Source organism: Salinicoccus sp. Marseille-QA3875 (assembly GCF_054950095.1).
Map to the genome: position 1 here is coordinate 1,607,771 of NZ_CM143103.1, position 14,767 is coordinate 1,622,537.

Annotated in this window: 15 protein-coding genes and 1 pseudogene; 13 read left to right on the plus strand and 3 right to left on the minus strand. The window is 41.4% G+C overall.

Annotation, left to right across the window (positions count from 1 at the left end):
• Positions 1-55: 55 nt before the first annotated feature.
• From glmS to ACY8DT_RS08275, 5 genes and pseudogenes are all read left to right on the plus strand, one after another.
• Entirely contained in the window at positions 56-1,858 is a 1,803-nt protein-coding gene (glmS, locus tag ACY8DT_RS08255) for a glutamine--fructose-6-phosphate transaminase (isomerizing) (protein ID WP_462419832.1), read from the plus strand.
• A 206-nt stretch (positions 1,859-2,064) separates the two neighbouring features.
• A complete protein-coding gene (locus ACY8DT_RS08260; protein WP_462419833.1) occupies positions 2,065-2,262 on the plus strand; it encodes a DUF2281 domain-containing protein in 198 nt (65 codons plus the stop codon).
• Positions 2,255-2,590, plus strand: a pseudogene (locus tag ACY8DT_RS08265) (type II toxin-antitoxin system PemK/MazF family toxin). The gene ACY8DT_RS08260 and the pseudogene ACY8DT_RS08265 overlap by 8 nt, the downstream one beginning before the upstream one ends.
• A gap of 250 nt (positions 2,591-2,840) precedes the next feature.
• Positions 2,841-3,149, plus strand: a complete 309-nt coding sequence (locus ACY8DT_RS08270) for a DUF3784 domain-containing protein (RefSeq protein ID WP_462419834.1) — start codon at positions 2,841-2,843, stop codon at positions 3,147-3,149.
• Positions 3,150-3,451: 302 nt separating this feature from the next.
• A complete protein-coding gene (locus ACY8DT_RS08275) occupies positions 3,452-3,844 on the plus strand; it encodes a hypothetical protein (RefSeq protein ID WP_462419835.1) in 393 nt (130 codons plus the stop codon).
• Between the two features lie 3 nt (positions 3,845-3,847).
• Here the strand turns inward: ACY8DT_RS08275 and ACY8DT_RS08280 are convergent, their stop codons facing one another.
• Positions 3,848-5,023, minus strand: a complete 1,176-nt coding sequence (locus tag ACY8DT_RS08280; protein WP_462422246.1) for a Bcr/CflA family efflux MFS transporter — start codon at positions 5,021-5,023, stop codon at positions 3,848-3,850.
• A gap of 314 nt (positions 5,024-5,337) precedes the next feature.
• Between ACY8DT_RS08280 and ACY8DT_RS08285 the strand changes: the two genes are divergently transcribed.
• The 4 genes from ACY8DT_RS08285 to gcvPB all read left to right on the plus strand — a co-directional run bounded on the left by ACY8DT_RS08285 (position 5,338) and on the right by gcvPB (position 9,237).
• Complete coding sequence (locus ACY8DT_RS08285; protein WP_462419836.1) at positions 5,338-6,024, plus strand: deoxynucleoside kinase; 687 nt, start codon at positions 5,338-5,340, stop codon at positions 6,022-6,024.
• 45 nt (positions 6,025-6,069) lie between these two features.
• Entirely contained in the window at positions 6,070-6,171 is a 102-nt protein-coding gene (locus ACY8DT_RS14080) for a YlcI/YnfO family protein (protein ID WP_510177639.1), read from the plus strand.
• A gap of 257 nt (positions 6,172-6,428) precedes the next feature.
• Positions 6,429-7,781, plus strand: a complete 1,353-nt coding sequence (gcvPA, locus tag ACY8DT_RS08290) for an aminomethyl-transferring glycine dehydrogenase subunit GcvPA (protein WP_462419837.1) — start codon at positions 6,429-6,431, stop codon at positions 7,779-7,781.
• On the plus strand, positions 7,774-9,237 hold the full coding sequence (gene gcvPB / locus ACY8DT_RS08295; RefSeq protein ID WP_462419838.1) for an aminomethyl-transferring glycine dehydrogenase subunit GcvPB: 1,464 nt from the start codon (positions 7,774-7,776) through the stop codon (positions 9,235-9,237). The genes gcvPA and gcvPB overlap by 8 nt, the downstream gene beginning before the upstream one ends.
• A 299-nt stretch (positions 9,238-9,536) precedes the next feature.
• Here the strand turns inward: gcvPB and ACY8DT_RS08300 are convergent, their stop codons facing one another.
• Complete coding sequence (locus ACY8DT_RS08300; protein WP_462419839.1) at positions 9,537-9,971, minus strand: DUF1801 domain-containing protein; 435 nt, start codon at positions 9,969-9,971, stop codon at positions 9,537-9,539.
• Between the two features lie 127 nt (positions 9,972-10,098).
• Between ACY8DT_RS08300 and ACY8DT_RS08305 the strand changes: the two genes are divergently transcribed.
• From ACY8DT_RS08305 to tatC, 4 genes are read left to right on the plus strand one after another with little or no spacing between them, the layout of a single operon-like run.
• Positions 10,099-10,932, plus strand: coding sequence for a hypothetical protein (locus ACY8DT_RS08305; protein ID WP_462419840.1), 834 nt, complete (start codon positions 10,099-10,101; stop codon positions 10,930-10,932).
• Positions 10,933-10,980: 48 nt separating this feature from the next.
• A complete protein-coding gene (locus ACY8DT_RS08310) occupies positions 10,981-11,412 on the plus strand; it encodes an RDD family protein (protein WP_462419841.1) in 432 nt (143 codons plus the stop codon).
• Between the two features lie 24 nt (positions 11,413-11,436).
• Positions 11,437-12,441, plus strand: a complete 1,005-nt coding sequence (locus ACY8DT_RS08315) for an acrylyl-CoA reductase family protein (RefSeq protein ID WP_462419842.1) — start codon at positions 11,437-11,439, stop codon at positions 12,439-12,441.
• A 45-nt stretch (positions 12,442-12,486) separates the two neighbouring features.
• Positions 12,487-13,308: a twin-arginine translocase subunit TatC gene (gene tatC / locus ACY8DT_RS08320; protein ID WP_462419843.1), complete on the plus strand. Its 822-nt coding sequence runs from the start codon at positions 12,487-12,489 to the stop codon at positions 13,306-13,308.
• A gap of 437 nt (positions 13,309-13,745) precedes the next feature.
• Here the strand turns inward: tatC and trhO are convergent, their stop codons facing one another.
• Positions 13,746-14,729: an oxygen-dependent tRNA uridine(34) hydroxylase TrhO gene (gene trhO / locus ACY8DT_RS08325; protein WP_462419844.1), complete on the minus strand. Its 984-nt coding sequence runs from the start codon at positions 14,727-14,729 to the stop codon at positions 13,746-13,748.
• Positions 14,730-14,767: the final 38 nt, after the last annotated feature.

Here is a 14,767-nt window from a genome sequence, read left to right on the forward strand (position 1 = left end):
ACCATTGGGACAAAGCACTGGTTCATAATTGTAATGTCAAAGGAGCAGATGCTTTATGTGCGGAATTGTAGGATACATCGGAGAACAGGATGTTAAAGAGATTTTATTAAGAGGGCTGGAGAAGCTGGAATACCGCGGTTATGACTCCGCGGGGATCAGTGTGCGAAACGAACAGGAATTAAAAGTTTTTAAACAGGCAGGACGTATCAAAGACTTAAGGGACACAGTGGACGCCGACTTTAATGCTACAACCGGCATCGGACATACCCGTTGGGCCACACACGGCCCGCCCAGTGTGACAAATGCGCACCCGCATCAAAGTGCTGACGGGAGATTTACTTTGGTTCACAACGGTGTAATTGAAAACTATGAACAGATTAAAGAGGAATATCTCCAGGATACGGAATTCATATCCGGTACAGACACGGAAATCATTGTGGCACTCATCTCTAAATTTTCTACAGAGAGTATGGATACAGAAGAAACTTTCAAGAAAACTTTAAATGTACTACATGGTTCATATGCACTGGGTCTCATGGATAAGGAAGATAAAGATGTGATCTATGTCGCTAAAAATAAATCCCCGCTGCTACTCGGGAAAGGCGATGGATTCAATGTCATCACATCTGATGCGATGGCAATGCTGCATTTGACGAATGAGTTTGTCGAGCTTATGGATGGTGAAGTTGTAACACTGAAAAAAGATGAAATTGTCATAAAAGATAAGGCTGGCAAAACTGTAGAAAGGGATTCATACATCGCTGAGATTGATGAAGGTGATATTGAAAAAGGAACATATGACCACTATATGTTAAAAGAGATCAATGAACAGCCGGCAGCGATGAGGAAAATCATCCAGGAATATCAGGATGCAGATGGTGAACTTAAAATCGATCCGGCAGTCATTGACCAGATCAATGATGCGGACCGTGTATACATCATTGCAGCAGGCACCAGCTACCATGCAGGTCTAATCGGTAAAGAGTATTTCGAAAAATGGGCAGGACTTCCGACAGAAGTGCATGTGGCTTCAGAGTTTGTATATAACACACCATTGCTGTCTGAAAAACCGTTGTTCATATTCATCTCACAGTCAGGTGAAACAGCAGACAGCCGTGCTGTACTTGTCGAAGTGAAGAAACTTCAGCATAAAACACTCACAATCACCAATGTCCCCGGCTCGACATTGTCCCGTGAAGCGGAGCAGACGTTAATACTGCATGCAGGTCCGGAAATTGCTGTTGCTTCCACAAAAGCGTATACAGCGCAAATAGCGGTATTATCGATACTGGCCCAGGTTGCAGCACGTGAACTGGGTAAAGACATCAATATCAACTTGATTGAAGAGCTGGCTAAAGTGACCACAGCAATCACTGCCGTCATCGATGATTCAGAGACAATAGAACAGATTGTCAAAAAATATTTGGAAACAACACGAAACGCGTTCTTCATCGGCAGAACAATGGATTATTACGTCGGTCTTGAAGGTGCGCTCAAATTAAAAGAAATCTCCTATATCCAGGCAGAAGGATTTGCCGGCGGGGAACTGAAGCACGGCACAATCGCCTTGATTGAAGAAGGCACCCCTGTGTTTACATTGACCACCCAGGAAAAAGTGAATCTCAATATCAGAGGCAATGCCCAGGAAGTCGAAGCCAGAGGGGCGAACGTCTGCACGATAGCGATGGAGGGGTTGGAAACGGATAATGATGCATACGTCATTCCCAAAGTGCACAGCATGTTGACACCACTGGTCTCCGTCATCGTCTATCAGTTCATTTCCTATTTTGCAGCACTGCACAGAGGCAACGATGTCGATAAACCGAGAAACTTGGCTAAATCGGTGACGGTGGAGTAGGTCTGGAAGATAGCATAATAATCGATGAGTGGAGCAGAGAAAGTCGGGGAATTTGTTTCCAATACGTTTTAAGATAAGATGTGTGGATCTGGAATTATACCTCCAGTACACTGTCCTATATTAATATTTCGATTTTGGATATATAGTTTATCCTACCATAGGATGATATAATAAAATAAATTATTCATGGAAGGGGTGGGCAATACATGAATACAACTAAGGATAAATTGCTTAAAATTATTGATGAGATCCCTGAACAGGAAGTAGATAAAATTCTGGATTTTGCGGAATATTTGAAAGCTAAAAGAGAAGAAAATATATCTGAAGAACTGTCTAAAGCAAGTGAGAGCAGTCTGGATTTTTGGGATAATGACCTCGATGACGAGGTTTGGAATAATGTATAGACAAGGTGATATTGTTTTAATCCCAGTTCCATTCAGCGATTTAAAGTATCAAAAGCAACGTCCTGTACTGATTATTTCAAACAATAGCTATAATGAAGCTGCTTAAGATATCGTAGTGTCAGCCATCACTTCAAAAATAAAAGGACTTGAGTATTCAGTAATGATTGAATCAAAAGATTTAATAGAGGGAGTGCTTAAAGTAACATCAGAAATTAGAACAGATAAAGTGTATACGCTCTCCAAAAATATTGTCAGAAAAAAATTCGGGCAAGTGAATACTGACATTTTGAAAAGTACCCGGGTGAAAATAAACGACCTTATAAAATAAATGATGAAAAGGTTGTGACGTAAGTTACAACCTTATTTGTTTTTTTAAAAGTATGGTATCCACAGACAAACCAACCAATAGCGGTCCGATTAAGCTTGGGAACAAGCGATATGAATTGAATTAATCACTTGAACTTTCCGGCATTTTTAATGTACACTTCCACGATGGTTAGTACTGCCATGTCGGAATCAATTCCTGACTGGAGAAAAGAGGAATATTTAAGTCAGCAATTATTTTAAGGGGAACCCACATGATAGTCATGATTTTTGTAATAAGCATATTCATTGTCTTGGGAATCTTTCTAGTGAATGGCAAAGGCTCTTTCTTAATCGCAGGATATAATACAATGTCTGCTAAAGAAAAAGAGAAATATGATAAGACTGAACTGTCAAAGTTTATGGGAAAAATGATGTTTGTTCTGGCCTTCAGTATGATTCTCTGGGTACTTAGCGAAGTATACGGTATTGATTGGTTATTTGTTGCTGGTCTTATACTATTTATATTCATTACTTTCTTTATGGTTGTTTATATGAATATAGGACAAAAGTTTAGAAAGTAAGTTAGCGAGTGAATGTCACAACATAAGAATTTCCGAGGTATTTTAAAGCTTCGGATTCATAAAATATTAAAAGGACACCTGTTTGATTCTATAGGTGTCCCTTTTTTTATCGTTCTTACTTAAACATGCAACTTCACGTTCTGACTGCTTTGGTTTTAAGCGTGGCGAATGTGACAGCTGCGAACGATACAATAATCACTCATCCCTGTAAAAATACACCTTTTTAAGCTATACTCTGTAAAAAGGGGTTCCATATGGAAATGATTTGCAGATCACGTGATAAAACATTAGGAGGTGGGACGATGGAGAATAAATTAAATGAAATGGAAATTATCATTCCGAAAGGCTGTGACAATGCACCCAGAAAACAGATTGTCATTGATTTTACAGTCGCTGTACTAACAGGGCAGAGCGATATCATTGAGGAATACGCTCATGAAGACATCATATGGAATCATTTGAAAGAACAAAAAGAAACAGCAGGACTCAATGCCCTGCTGTCTGATCCGAATCATGAAAAAGAGAAAATCGATTCTCTTGAAATTTTTCAAGTCATCACACACGGTAAATTCGCTTCGATAAACGCTGTGATTACTCTATATGATGGTTCGAAAATTGATTTTTGTGACGTCTATACTTTCAGCAGTGCCGCAAAGTCGGGCAAGGTGGAAGAAGTAAAATCATACACATTGTAGAAGTCATTCTTCCACTGCCTCTCTTTTAACAAGCAGATGGAATACAGCAAAGCCTATCAGTACCGTGGAAAATAATATCATTCCCATCGGGACCGCAGATGTTTCATCAATACCGGCGAGCGGTGTGAATACAGCGCCGAGCGTCAATGGGAGCATTCCGAGAACAGCGCTGGCGCTGCCGGCGCGGTGTCCCTGTTTTGACATGCCGAGGGTGAAGGTGCTTGTTATCACCATTCCCATGGTCGTCATGTATATGAAGATCAGTATGACAATGGAAGCGAGCGGCCCTTCGATGATAGTCATGATCAGCAGAATGAAAGTTGTCACGAGTGCAATCGTCACTGCTGTATGAAGCAGTTTCCTTTCAGGAATGATGCCACCGTATCGTCCGATAATGAAGCTTCCTATTATGATGGCCAGGCCGTTTATCCCGAAAAGGATGCTGAATGTCTGCGGCGACACACCATAGATTTCCTGGTATATGAAAGGTGTGCCGGATACATAGGCAAAGCTCCCGCCATGGACGAAGCCGACAACCAGTGCGTAACCGATGAACGAACGGTCTTTAAGTAAATTTCCCATCGTCCTGACTGAAGCGCCAAGAGAGCTCGAAATCCGATTCTCAGGCGGCAGTGTTTCCTTTAACATGAGGGCGGTAATTACAACAATCAAAACACCGATAAAAGCTAAAAAGATAAAAATGCTCTGCCAGTTTGTAAACTCGAAAGAAAGAATCGCCCCGCCTGCTATCGGTGCCATCATCGGGGCGACTGCATTGATTACCATCAACAGAGCAAAGAATTTTGTCAGAGCTTTCCCGCTGAACACATCCCGGACGACCGCTCTTGACAGCACAACCCCTGCTGCAGCTGTGAAACCCTGTACAAAACGAGCGGCGATCAGAGTTGTTATATTGGGGGCGAATGCACATAGCACAGATGCCAGTGCAAACAGGGAAGTGGCTATTAATAAAGGCTTCCTTCTGCCCTGACCGTCACTGACCGGACCGATGACCACCTGACCGATAGCAAGACCGAGCAGACATGAAGTCAGGCTGGCCTGTACCATTGTTGCACTGGTGCCTAAATCCCCGGCAATACCGGGAAAAGCAGGCAGATACATATCAATATTGAGCGGCCCCAAAATAGCAAGCAGACCGAGAAGGAATGCAAGCTGCATCCTCTTTTTCCCTGTAGGGTTATGCAATAATGAATTCTGCTCTTCGTTATAGATAAGACTCCACTTCCAATCATTGTATAAATACTCAAAGGGTATGATTAACCTGTGTAATTATATCAGAAAAATTATCCAGAGGGCAGAGAATTTACTGTGTGAAATGGTATACTGAATAAGAAAAAATCAAAATGAAAATATTAATACAAATATTTGAACACAAGACTCCTTTGCAGAAATATGTGAAGGAGTCCATTTATTGTTCAGATTGAAGGCGTATCTCTTCGAGTACATACTGACGACATATAGGAGGAAAAACATTGATAACATTGGCAGGTACGATAGGCGCAGGCAAGACAGCATGGGGCGGGATAATAGCAGAACATTTTGGCACTGAATTACTGATAGAAAAAGTGGAAGGGAATCCTTTCCTTGCAAAATTTTATGAAGATCCAAAAAGGTACAGCTTCCATCTGCAGGTGTATTTCCTAAACCATAGGTTTAAAGCACTGAAAGAGGCAATGAACCATCCAAACACAGTTCTGGACCGTTCCATTTATGAGGATGCCATGGTATTTGCAAGGTTACAATATGAGAATGGATCCATGGATGAAGCGGAATACAATACTTATTTGGAATTGCATGAAAACATGATGCAGGAAATCCATGATCTGTATAAACAACAGGTCAAAATTAAAAAGTCTCCTGATCTGATGGTGTTTGTCCACGGGTCTTTTGATGAAGCGATAAGGAGAATAAAAAAGCGCGGCAGACCATACGAACAGATTGAAGGTGACCCGGGGCTGTATCAATATTATCAGGAATTGTATGACATTTATGAAAATAAGTTTATAAAAGAATATCAGAAAAAGGAAATTTCACCGGTGTATAATCTGGACATTGATAAATACGAGATTTCCAACCTGTCCGATGTCGAAGAAGTCCTGCAAGGAATTGAAAAAACTCTGAAACAAGAAAGAGGATTCGTGTTTCCGGATAAATTATAATCCGTCTCTCTTTGTGTTATAAAGTAACACAAAAGAGAGGATGTTATGGCTACAATTACGATTCGTGTGAGTGATGAGGAAAAAGAATGGCTTTCTTACATGGCTGATTTTTATGGAATTGCAATATCAGATTATAGCTGGAATTAAAGATGAACGTATAATCGTGCTTGCTGTGCAGGTGGGTCATAGAAAGAATACTTAGAATTTATTGTGTCATTATGCACTTAATTAATCATGAATATTATGTTTTTGACAAAATTTTAAAGATATATCAAATATACTGCTATTTTATTGTGAAAAAATTGTTAATCTCTTCGAAATCATTTATAATGACTAGTGTATGGCATAAACTAATCACATCAGAAATCAAATTATCTTGAATGATAAATAAGGAGGAAATTTTAATGGATTTTCGTTATTTACCAGTTACTGAAACTGATAAAGCAGAAATGCTTGAAAAAATCGGTGCAAAGTCCACTGACGAACTTTTTTCGGATATTCCTGAAAAAGTTAGACTGGACAGAGAATTACAACTTAAAAAACCTACCAGTGAGTATGAATTAAAGCAAGAACTCACAAAAATGGCGGCAAAGAACGCTAACTTGACAGAGTACACATCGTTCTTGGGTGCCGGGGTATATGATCACTTTATCCCATCAGTAGTGGACCACGTTATTTCAAGGCAGGAGTTCTATACTTCTTACACGCCATATCAGCCTGAAATGACGCAAGGTGAGCTACAGGCTATGTTTGAATTCCAAACAATGATTTCTGAGATTACAGCTATGCCTATTGTAAACTCGTCGCTCTATGATGGTGGTACAGCAGTTGTTGAAGCTGTAAACCTGAGTGTCGGCCAAAGTAAGAAAAAGAAAGTACTTATTTCGTCTGCTGTCCATCCTGAGCATCGTCAGTTGGTTAAAACAGCTTCAAAAGGTAAAAACCTTGAAGTAGTGGAAATCGATCTCAAAGATGGTAAGACAGACCTTGACCACTTAGAAAAAGAGCATGACGAAGATACTGCTGCAGTCATCGTTCAATACCCTAACTTCCTGGGCCAGATTGAACCACTTGAAAAAATAAATGAAATTGTTGAAAAACAACCTAAATCTATGTTTGTCGTCTCAAGCAACCCGTTGGCACTTGGCTACTTGACGCCTCCGGGAGAATTCGGAGCTGACATTGTTGTTGGTGATACACAAGTATTCGGTATCCCTGCACAGTTCGGCGGTCCGCACTGTGGTTATTTCGCGACAACTAAAAAATTAATGCGTAAAGTGCCTGGACGTTTCGTTGGTGAAACAGTGGACGAAGATGGCCAGCGCGGTTTCGTATTGGTTCTTCAGACAAGAGAGCAGCATATCAGACGTGAGAAGGCAACTTCAAACATCACATCAAACCAGGCATTGAATGCAGTGGCAAGCTCAGCTGCCATGAGTGCACTTGGTAAGAACGGTGTTAAAGAGATGTCCGAGCTGAACATGCAAAAGGCGAGATATACTAAAAATCAGCTGTCAGAAGCTAACCTTCCAGCTGTATTCAGCGGAGCGTACTTCAATGAGATTGTAGTTAAACTTTCTAAACCGGTATCCGAGGTTAATCAGAAGTTATTTGAAAAAGGATTTGTCGGCGGGTTCGACCTTGGCAGAGTATATCCTGAATTCGAAAATCATATGTTGATAGCTACTACTGAAATCCGTTCTAAAGAACAGATTGATGCATTTGTAAAAGAAATGGGGGATATCAATAATGGCTAATGAGAACTTTCCATTAATTTTTGAACGCAGTAAAGAAGGCAGAAACGGTTACAACCTGCCGGCGCTTGATGTTCCGGAAGTGAACCTGGAAGAAGAAGTTGGCGAAGCGTACGTACGTAAAGTACAAGCTAACCTTCCTGAAGTTGATGAACTGGAATTAATGCGCCACTATACTGGATTATCCAACCGCAACTTCGGTATTTTATCAGGATTCTATCCACTAGGATCATGTACAATGAAATATAACCCGGTAATCAACGAAGATGTTGTCAGATTACCAGGATTCAGTCATATCCACCCTTACCAGGATACAAGCACAATCCAGGGTGCTCTTGAAATGATGTACGATCTTCAGGTACACCTTGAAGAAATTACCGGAATGCATGAAATCACACTGCAGCCGGCTGCCGGTTCACAAGGTGAGTGGACAGCATTGATGATCTTTAAAGCTTTCCACGAAGCTAATGGTGAATCACACCGTAATGAAATCATCGTACCTGACTCCGCTCACGGGACTAACCCTTCATCTGCTGCTGTTGCAGGATTTAAAGTGGTTGAAGTTAAATCAAACGATAAAGGTCTTGTTGACGTTGAAGACTTGAAAAAAGTAGTTAACGAAAACACTGCGGGACTTATGCTGACAAACCCTAACACTTTAGGTCTGTTTGAAACTGAAATTCTTGAAATGTCAGAAATCGTTCATGAAGCGGGCGGTAAAATGTACTATGATGGTGCAAACCTTAACGCGATCATGGGTTACACTCGTCCGGGAGACATGGGCTTCGATGCGGTTCACTTGAACCTGCACAAAACTTTCACTGGCCCTCACGGCGGCGGTGGTCCTGGTTCAGGTCCAATCGGTGTAACGGAAGAACTGAAACCTTACCTGCCTAAACCTGTTGTCACTGAAAAAGACGGCGTCTATGATTTCGACTACGATCTTCCACAGTCAATCGGCATGGTAAAAACTTATTACGGTAACTTCGGAATCAACGTCCGTGCGTACACATACATCCGTACACTGGGTGCAGAAGGACTTAAGAAAGTCTCGGAAGGCGCTGTACTGAATGCCAACTATATCATGCGCGGCCTTGAAGACAAATTTGAGCTTCCGTTCACACAGCACTGTAAACACGAATTTGTAATTTCCGGAAATAAACAGAAGAAACAAGGTGTTTCAACATTGGATATCGCAAAACGTCTGATGGACTTCGATATTCACCCACCTACAGTTTACTTCCCGTTAATTGTGGATGAAGCACTCATGATAGAACCTACTGAAACTGAATCTAAAGAAACTTTGGATCACTTCATAGATACTATGAATCAGATTGCAGATGAAACTGAGAATAATCAGGACATCATCCACAGTGCACCACACAAAACTTCTGTCAAACGCCTGGATGAAACAAGAGCTTCACGTAAGCCTGTTTTACGATGGAATGCAGAAGCATAAAATTACAGATTTAAACTTAGAACCGGAGCATGCTGTCAATGTGCTCCGGTTCTTTTATATCTTAGGGAAAACAGTAAAGTCATTAGATAAATTAAAAACTTTTGATTTAGTGATTATAATCACATAGTCATGGCGGGCTATGTAATGATAATAGAGTTATAAACAAAACATCCAATGATTTTATATATATAGAAGCACCATCTGAAGTCACGAGCAGATGGTGCTTTCTTTATATTAAATTTGATTCTTTACCAGAAATGATCTTCCCGGGGTTCAATGCCCTTGACAGCTTAATGAAATTATTTCAGTTTAGATTCGTATAGTTCTATCCATTCCTCTACAGTTGTTTTTTCTGCCAGCTCTCCCAGCAATTCATACGGCACTTTTTTTGGGTTGGTGAAACGTATGCAGCTCTTTCCCATATTCAATTTGGTGTCCATATGCTTTGGATATTCATTGATGAACCAGTCATACAGCTCAGCATCCCGGTAAATTCCCATGTGATAGACGGCTAAATGCCTTTTTTGTGCGGCGACACCGATAAACGGAAGAGGTGTCTGGTCGACATGATAACCCTCGGGATATGTGGATTTTGGAACTGAGAATCCCGGCATGCCGTGCTGGATATCAACTGTAAATCCTTCAGGTAAATGTTCTTCTATAGTGGCCCATGTTTTTAAAAAGCTGTCTTTCCATTTTCCATCGATATTTTCTACATAATCATCGAATGTCATGATACTCCCCCTAAATTTTCTGTTGGTTTTATTATATACTAATAGTGAGGAATGTTTATTTGAAATTTTACCGCTGATCCATTTAAGAGTGTGGTAACATAACCATAAAACACAGAGGGAGCTACATATGAAACTAAAAAAATTTCGTTTAATGACTGTTCTATTTCTCAGCAGTATCATATTACTGGCCTGCAGCAATCCGTTTGATGAGCTTGCAGATGAAATCAATAATGCGATAGGCGGCGGATCTTCAACTGAAGAATCTGAGAACAATGATGAATCATCCGGAGAAGAAGAGACTGAGGTCCCGGAAGAAGAAACGACGGATGAAGAAGTTGCACAGGAAGAGCCGGATGAAGTACCGGCTGAGGAAACAGACGAAGAACTCGACCCTATGTATGAACAATTCGACTTCAGTCACTTATACGGCGAGGGTGAAGAGACAACCATAGAAGAAGGTGAACATACCGCTGGAGATGATATTGTGCCTGGCCGATACAGTATTACGACAACTTCGGAGTATGGTTCCTATTTAAGAATTTATAATGATGAAGACAGATATGTTGCTGGTGAAGTATTGACGGATGAAGACAGTGCGGCAGATCAAACCAGCTATCCTACAGAATTACTCGTTTATTTGAGTGAGGGGGATACTATAGAAGTCACTGGTGATGAAAGCTTCACGTTGACGCCTGTATCCACGGAATATGAAGATGAACTGCCATCCGGGATGCATGTCGCAGGTCAGAATATTGAAGCGGGAGACTATAGAATTTCAGCAGGAGAGACAGAGCTGGTCGGTTATATAGAAACTTCTCGTGCCGAGGCTTATGTGACATCAAGAAATGCCATAGGCAACCCCGGCGAGGGCGGCAGAGAATCATTTGTCATGACTATCGAAGATGGTGACTTAGTTGAAATCATCGGAGTGGGCAGCGTCAATTTGGAAAAACTGAATTAATTTAATGTATAATGAACAGACGTAGATAAGCATACAGGAGGACAGATTTTGATTTTTCCGGCAAAATTATGGCAGCGGTTTTTTGCCCGTATAATAGACGGACTGATGATCGGCGTGCCAATCGTATTTTTATTGAGTTTTACTGTTGGCTATGATTTTGTCATAGAACCAAGAGCGAATTTCGTATTTAATTTATTCATGTTATTGATTGTAACAGTGTATATGATTTCTCTGCCGGTGAACTGGTATGGCTGGTCGGTTGGAAAAAGGCTGCTGGGTATCAGGATTACGCAGGTGGATGGCCGGGATGTAACATGGCAGATCATGATGAAGAGGGAGCTTTTCATATTAGTTGTCTATATTCTGACATTTGGATTGTTTTTATTACTGTCAGGTGTGATGATGATTACAAGGAAAGATAAGCGTGCCCTTCATGATTTGATGGCAGGCACTAAAGTGAGAGATGAGAATGCTGAGTAATTATATTTAAAGGGGTGGATGAATATGAGCGACTTTGATGCATTGGTAGTAGAAAAGGTGGAGGGCAATCCTGAAATGTCCATAAAGACAATGACGACTGATCAGCTTACAGCAGGGGATGTATTGATTAAAGTCCATTATTCAAGTGTGAATTATAAAGATGCCTTAATTGCGGTGAACGGACAGTTTGCAGAAAAATTTCCAATGATTCCGGGTATAGATTTAGCAGGTGAAGTGGTGGAATCCGTGAGCGAAAAATTTAAACCGGGGGACCAGGTACTTGCTACAAGTTATTATATAGGCACGCGGAATTTCGGTGGATTCAGCCAGATGGCGAGAATTCCCTCAGAATGGCTGGTACCTCTGCCTAAAGGACTGACTTTGAGGGAAGCAATGACTTTGGGCACGGCAGGATTCACTGCAGCGCTGTCAATTGATAAATTGGAACAGAACGGATTGAAACCGGAAGACGGTAAAGTACTCGTAGCCGGTGCAAGTGGCGGAGTCGGCAGTTTATCCGTCAATATGCTGCATGATCTGGGATACCATGTGGAAGCGAGTACCGGACATACTGAAGAAGCACAATATTTAAAATCCATCGGTGCAAAACGGGTGATACACCGTGATGAAATTTTTGATGACAATGAGAAATCCATCCGTAAAAGACAGTGGATTGCAGCGATTGACCCGATCGGTGGCAAAACAACGCAGTTTATTTTAAGCAGTTTGGACTATGGCGGCTTTGTAGCAACATGCGGACTGGTCGGCGGTGTGGACGTGCATACGACAGTCCTACCTTTCATTTCCAGAAGCGTTCAATGGATCGGTGTGGATTCGGTTAAGTATCCGATGGAAGGCAGAAAGAAAATCTGGGACAGGCTGGCAGCGGACTTGAAGCCGTCCAAGCTCACAGATGATATTGTCAACGAAATTACTTTGCAAGATTTGCCCGGCACATTAAGAGAGATGTTAAAAGGGCAGGTCAGAGGAAGAGTCATTGTCAGTTTTAAAGAACCTTCAGATGAATGATGTAAAGCTGGAAATATCCTGTTTCTATGGCAGAGGTGAGTATTTGTGAGTGGAGAAGATAAAAACAAACGAAAACAGACACTGCAGCAGATTACGGATGACGGAATATCAAAAACTAAAAAAAGACACCGTGTGACGGTCGATCAGCCGGATGCCACCCTGGTCGAGCATCTGGATGATCTACGGGGCCTCTTAATAAAATCAGTCGTCATATTCATTATATTTTTCACTCTGATATTTTTAACAATACAGTTCTGGTTCCCTTATTTGACTAAAGGACACGACTTGATCGTACGGGGGCCTTTTGAAGTCATCCGTTTCTACTTGAGAACGGCAGGATCGCTCGGCGTCGGTTTAAGTCTTCCATTCATATGTTATTATTTATGGCAGTTTATGAGACCGGGACTGGTGGAGAAGGAGACGAATTTTCTAAAGTCATATTTTCCTTTGATGATGGGGCTGTTTTTACTCGGAATAGGTTTCGGATATTTTGTTGTCCATCCCATCAGTTACTACTTTCTGATTCAGATGGGACAACAGAACTTTGACGTGCTTGTCACCGCGGATGAGTACATGTCATTTTTGCTGATAACCACTATGCCGTTTGGATTGATATTCCAACTGCCGATCATCGTTTTATTCCTGCATCATATAGAGCTCCTTGATTCGGTAATCATGAAAAACGTGCGGTTATACGTCTATTTTGGGCTGCTTGTCATTACAGCACTCATCGCTCCGCCTGACTTTTTCACACATATGATTACAGTGTCACCTATGATCGTTCTATATGAAATCAGTATTTATCTAGTGAAAATAAAAGAAAACCGGCGACGGAAAAAAGAAGCGAAGATGAAAAGTGAAGAGTAGGCTACGTGTAAGGAGCGGGCCTGCTTTTTGTTTTGAGAATTTATGGTTGCTGTGTAGGCGATGAGGCTGCTCCTCTGAGGAGGGAGTTTTCACATAGGATGTTTTACATCCTATAGATGTTTAGATGGGTCAGAATTTGTCGCCAACTAAACGGTTGAGGACATATAGCGTTTAGATAGCTCAGGATATACCGCCAACTAAACGGCTGGGGACATATAGCGTTTAGATAGCTCAGGATATACCGCCAACTAAACGGCTAAAGACATATAGTGTTTAGATGAGTCAGAATTTGTCGCTAACTAAACGGCAGAGGCGATATAGTGTTTAGATGGGTCAGAATTTGTCGCCAACTAAACGGTCACCACGCGAAACCGCCAGCAAAACTCAGCCCAAAATAAAAAGAGCCTTATCAAGGCTCTTCATCTCAATCATTTGTATTAACCTTTAAAGTCGCCGATCATATCGAAATCAGCAAAATCTGAATTTCTTAATTCTTCAAGACGTGTTTCCACGTATTCTTTTGACAGTTCATTTTTCACGATGTAGCGGTTGCGTGAATTATCTGCGCATTCGAGTGAGCATCCGCCTAAATGGTATGCTTCGTTTTCTTCTGAAGCGATGATCTGGGCGTTGCATTCAGGATTTGCACAGTTTATATATCTTTCACATGGTGTGCCGTCAAAGTGATCTTTTCCTACAATATTGTGTTCAACCTGGTTGACGGGGACTGTCAGTCTTTCATCAAAGACATACATCATACCGTCCCACAGCTGTCCTTTAGCCACAGGGTCTTTACCATATGACGCGATGCCGCCATGGAGCTGTCCAACATCTTCAAATCCTTCACGCTTCAGCCAGCCTGAGAATTTTTCACAGCGTATGCCGCCTGTACAGTAGGTCAACACTTTTTTACCTTCGAACAGTTCACGGTTTTCGCGTACCCATTCAGGTGTGTCTCTGAAAGTATCCACTTCCGGCCGGATGGCGCCTCTAAAATGACCAACGTCATATTCATAAGTGTTGCGTACATCCAGAACGACTGTATCTTCGTTCTGCATTTCTTCATAGAATTCAGCCGGTGACAAGTACTCGCCGGTGATTTCATGAGGGTTGATGTCATCTTCCAGGCTCAAGTTTACAAGCTCGGGACGCGGCCTTACATGCATTTTCTTAAATGCGTGTCCATCTGCTTCGTCCACTTTGAAAGTCATGCCTTTGAATAATGGGTGATTTTCCATGTACTGACGGTATTTGTCAGTATCTTCTACAGTGCCTGATACTGTTCCGTTGATTCCTTCATTGGCGAGTAAGATTCTGCCTTTTAAATTCATATCTTTACAGATTCTCAAATGCTCTTTGCTCAAGCCGTCGGGATCGACGATATCAGTGTAGTAATAATAAAGTAATACTCGATATTCCATTGTCTATTCCACCTATCATTTATAATTGCAGGTTATAC

Coding starts and splice junctions, on each gene's coding strand:
- glmS (WP_462419832.1), top strand. CDS start 56: ATGTGCGGAATTGTAGGATACATCGGAGAACAGGATGTTAAAGAGATT.
- ACY8DT_RS08260 (WP_462419833.1), top strand. CDS start 2,065: ATGAATACAACTAAGGATAAATTGCTTAAAATTATTGATGAGATCCCT.
- ACY8DT_RS08270 (WP_462419834.1), top strand. CDS start 2,841: ATGATAGTCATGATTTTTGTAATAAGCATATTCATTGTCTTGGGAATC.
- ACY8DT_RS08275 (WP_462419835.1), top strand. CDS start 3,452: ATGGAGAATAAATTAAATGAAATGGAAATTATCATTCCGAAAGGCTGT.
- ACY8DT_RS08280 (WP_462422246.1), bottom strand. CDS start 5,023: ATGCAGCTTGCATTCCTTCTCGGTCTGCTTGCTATTTTGGGGCCGCTC.
- ACY8DT_RS14080 (WP_510177639.1), top strand. CDS start 6,070: ATGGCTACAATTACGATTCGTGTGAGTGATGAGGAAAAAGAATGGCTT.
- gcvPA (WP_462419837.1), top strand. CDS start 6,429: ATGGATTTTCGTTATTTACCAGTTACTGAAACTGATAAAGCAGAAATG.
- gcvPB (WP_462419838.1), top strand. CDS start 7,774: ATGGCTAATGAGAACTTTCCATTAATTTTTGAACGCAGTAAAGAAGGC.
- ACY8DT_RS08300 (WP_462419839.1), bottom strand. CDS start 9,971: ATGACATTCGATGATTATGTAGAAAATATCGATGGAAAATGGAAAGAC.
- ACY8DT_RS08305 (WP_462419840.1), top strand. CDS start 10,099: ATGAAACTAAAAAAATTTCGTTTAATGACTGTTCTATTTCTCAGCAGT.
- ACY8DT_RS08315 (WP_462419842.1), top strand. CDS start 11,437: ATGAGCGACTTTGATGCATTGGTAGTAGAAAAGGTGGAGGGCAATCCT.
- trhO (WP_462419844.1), bottom strand. CDS start 14,729: ATGGAATATCGAGTATTACTTTATTATTACTACACTGATATCGTCGAT.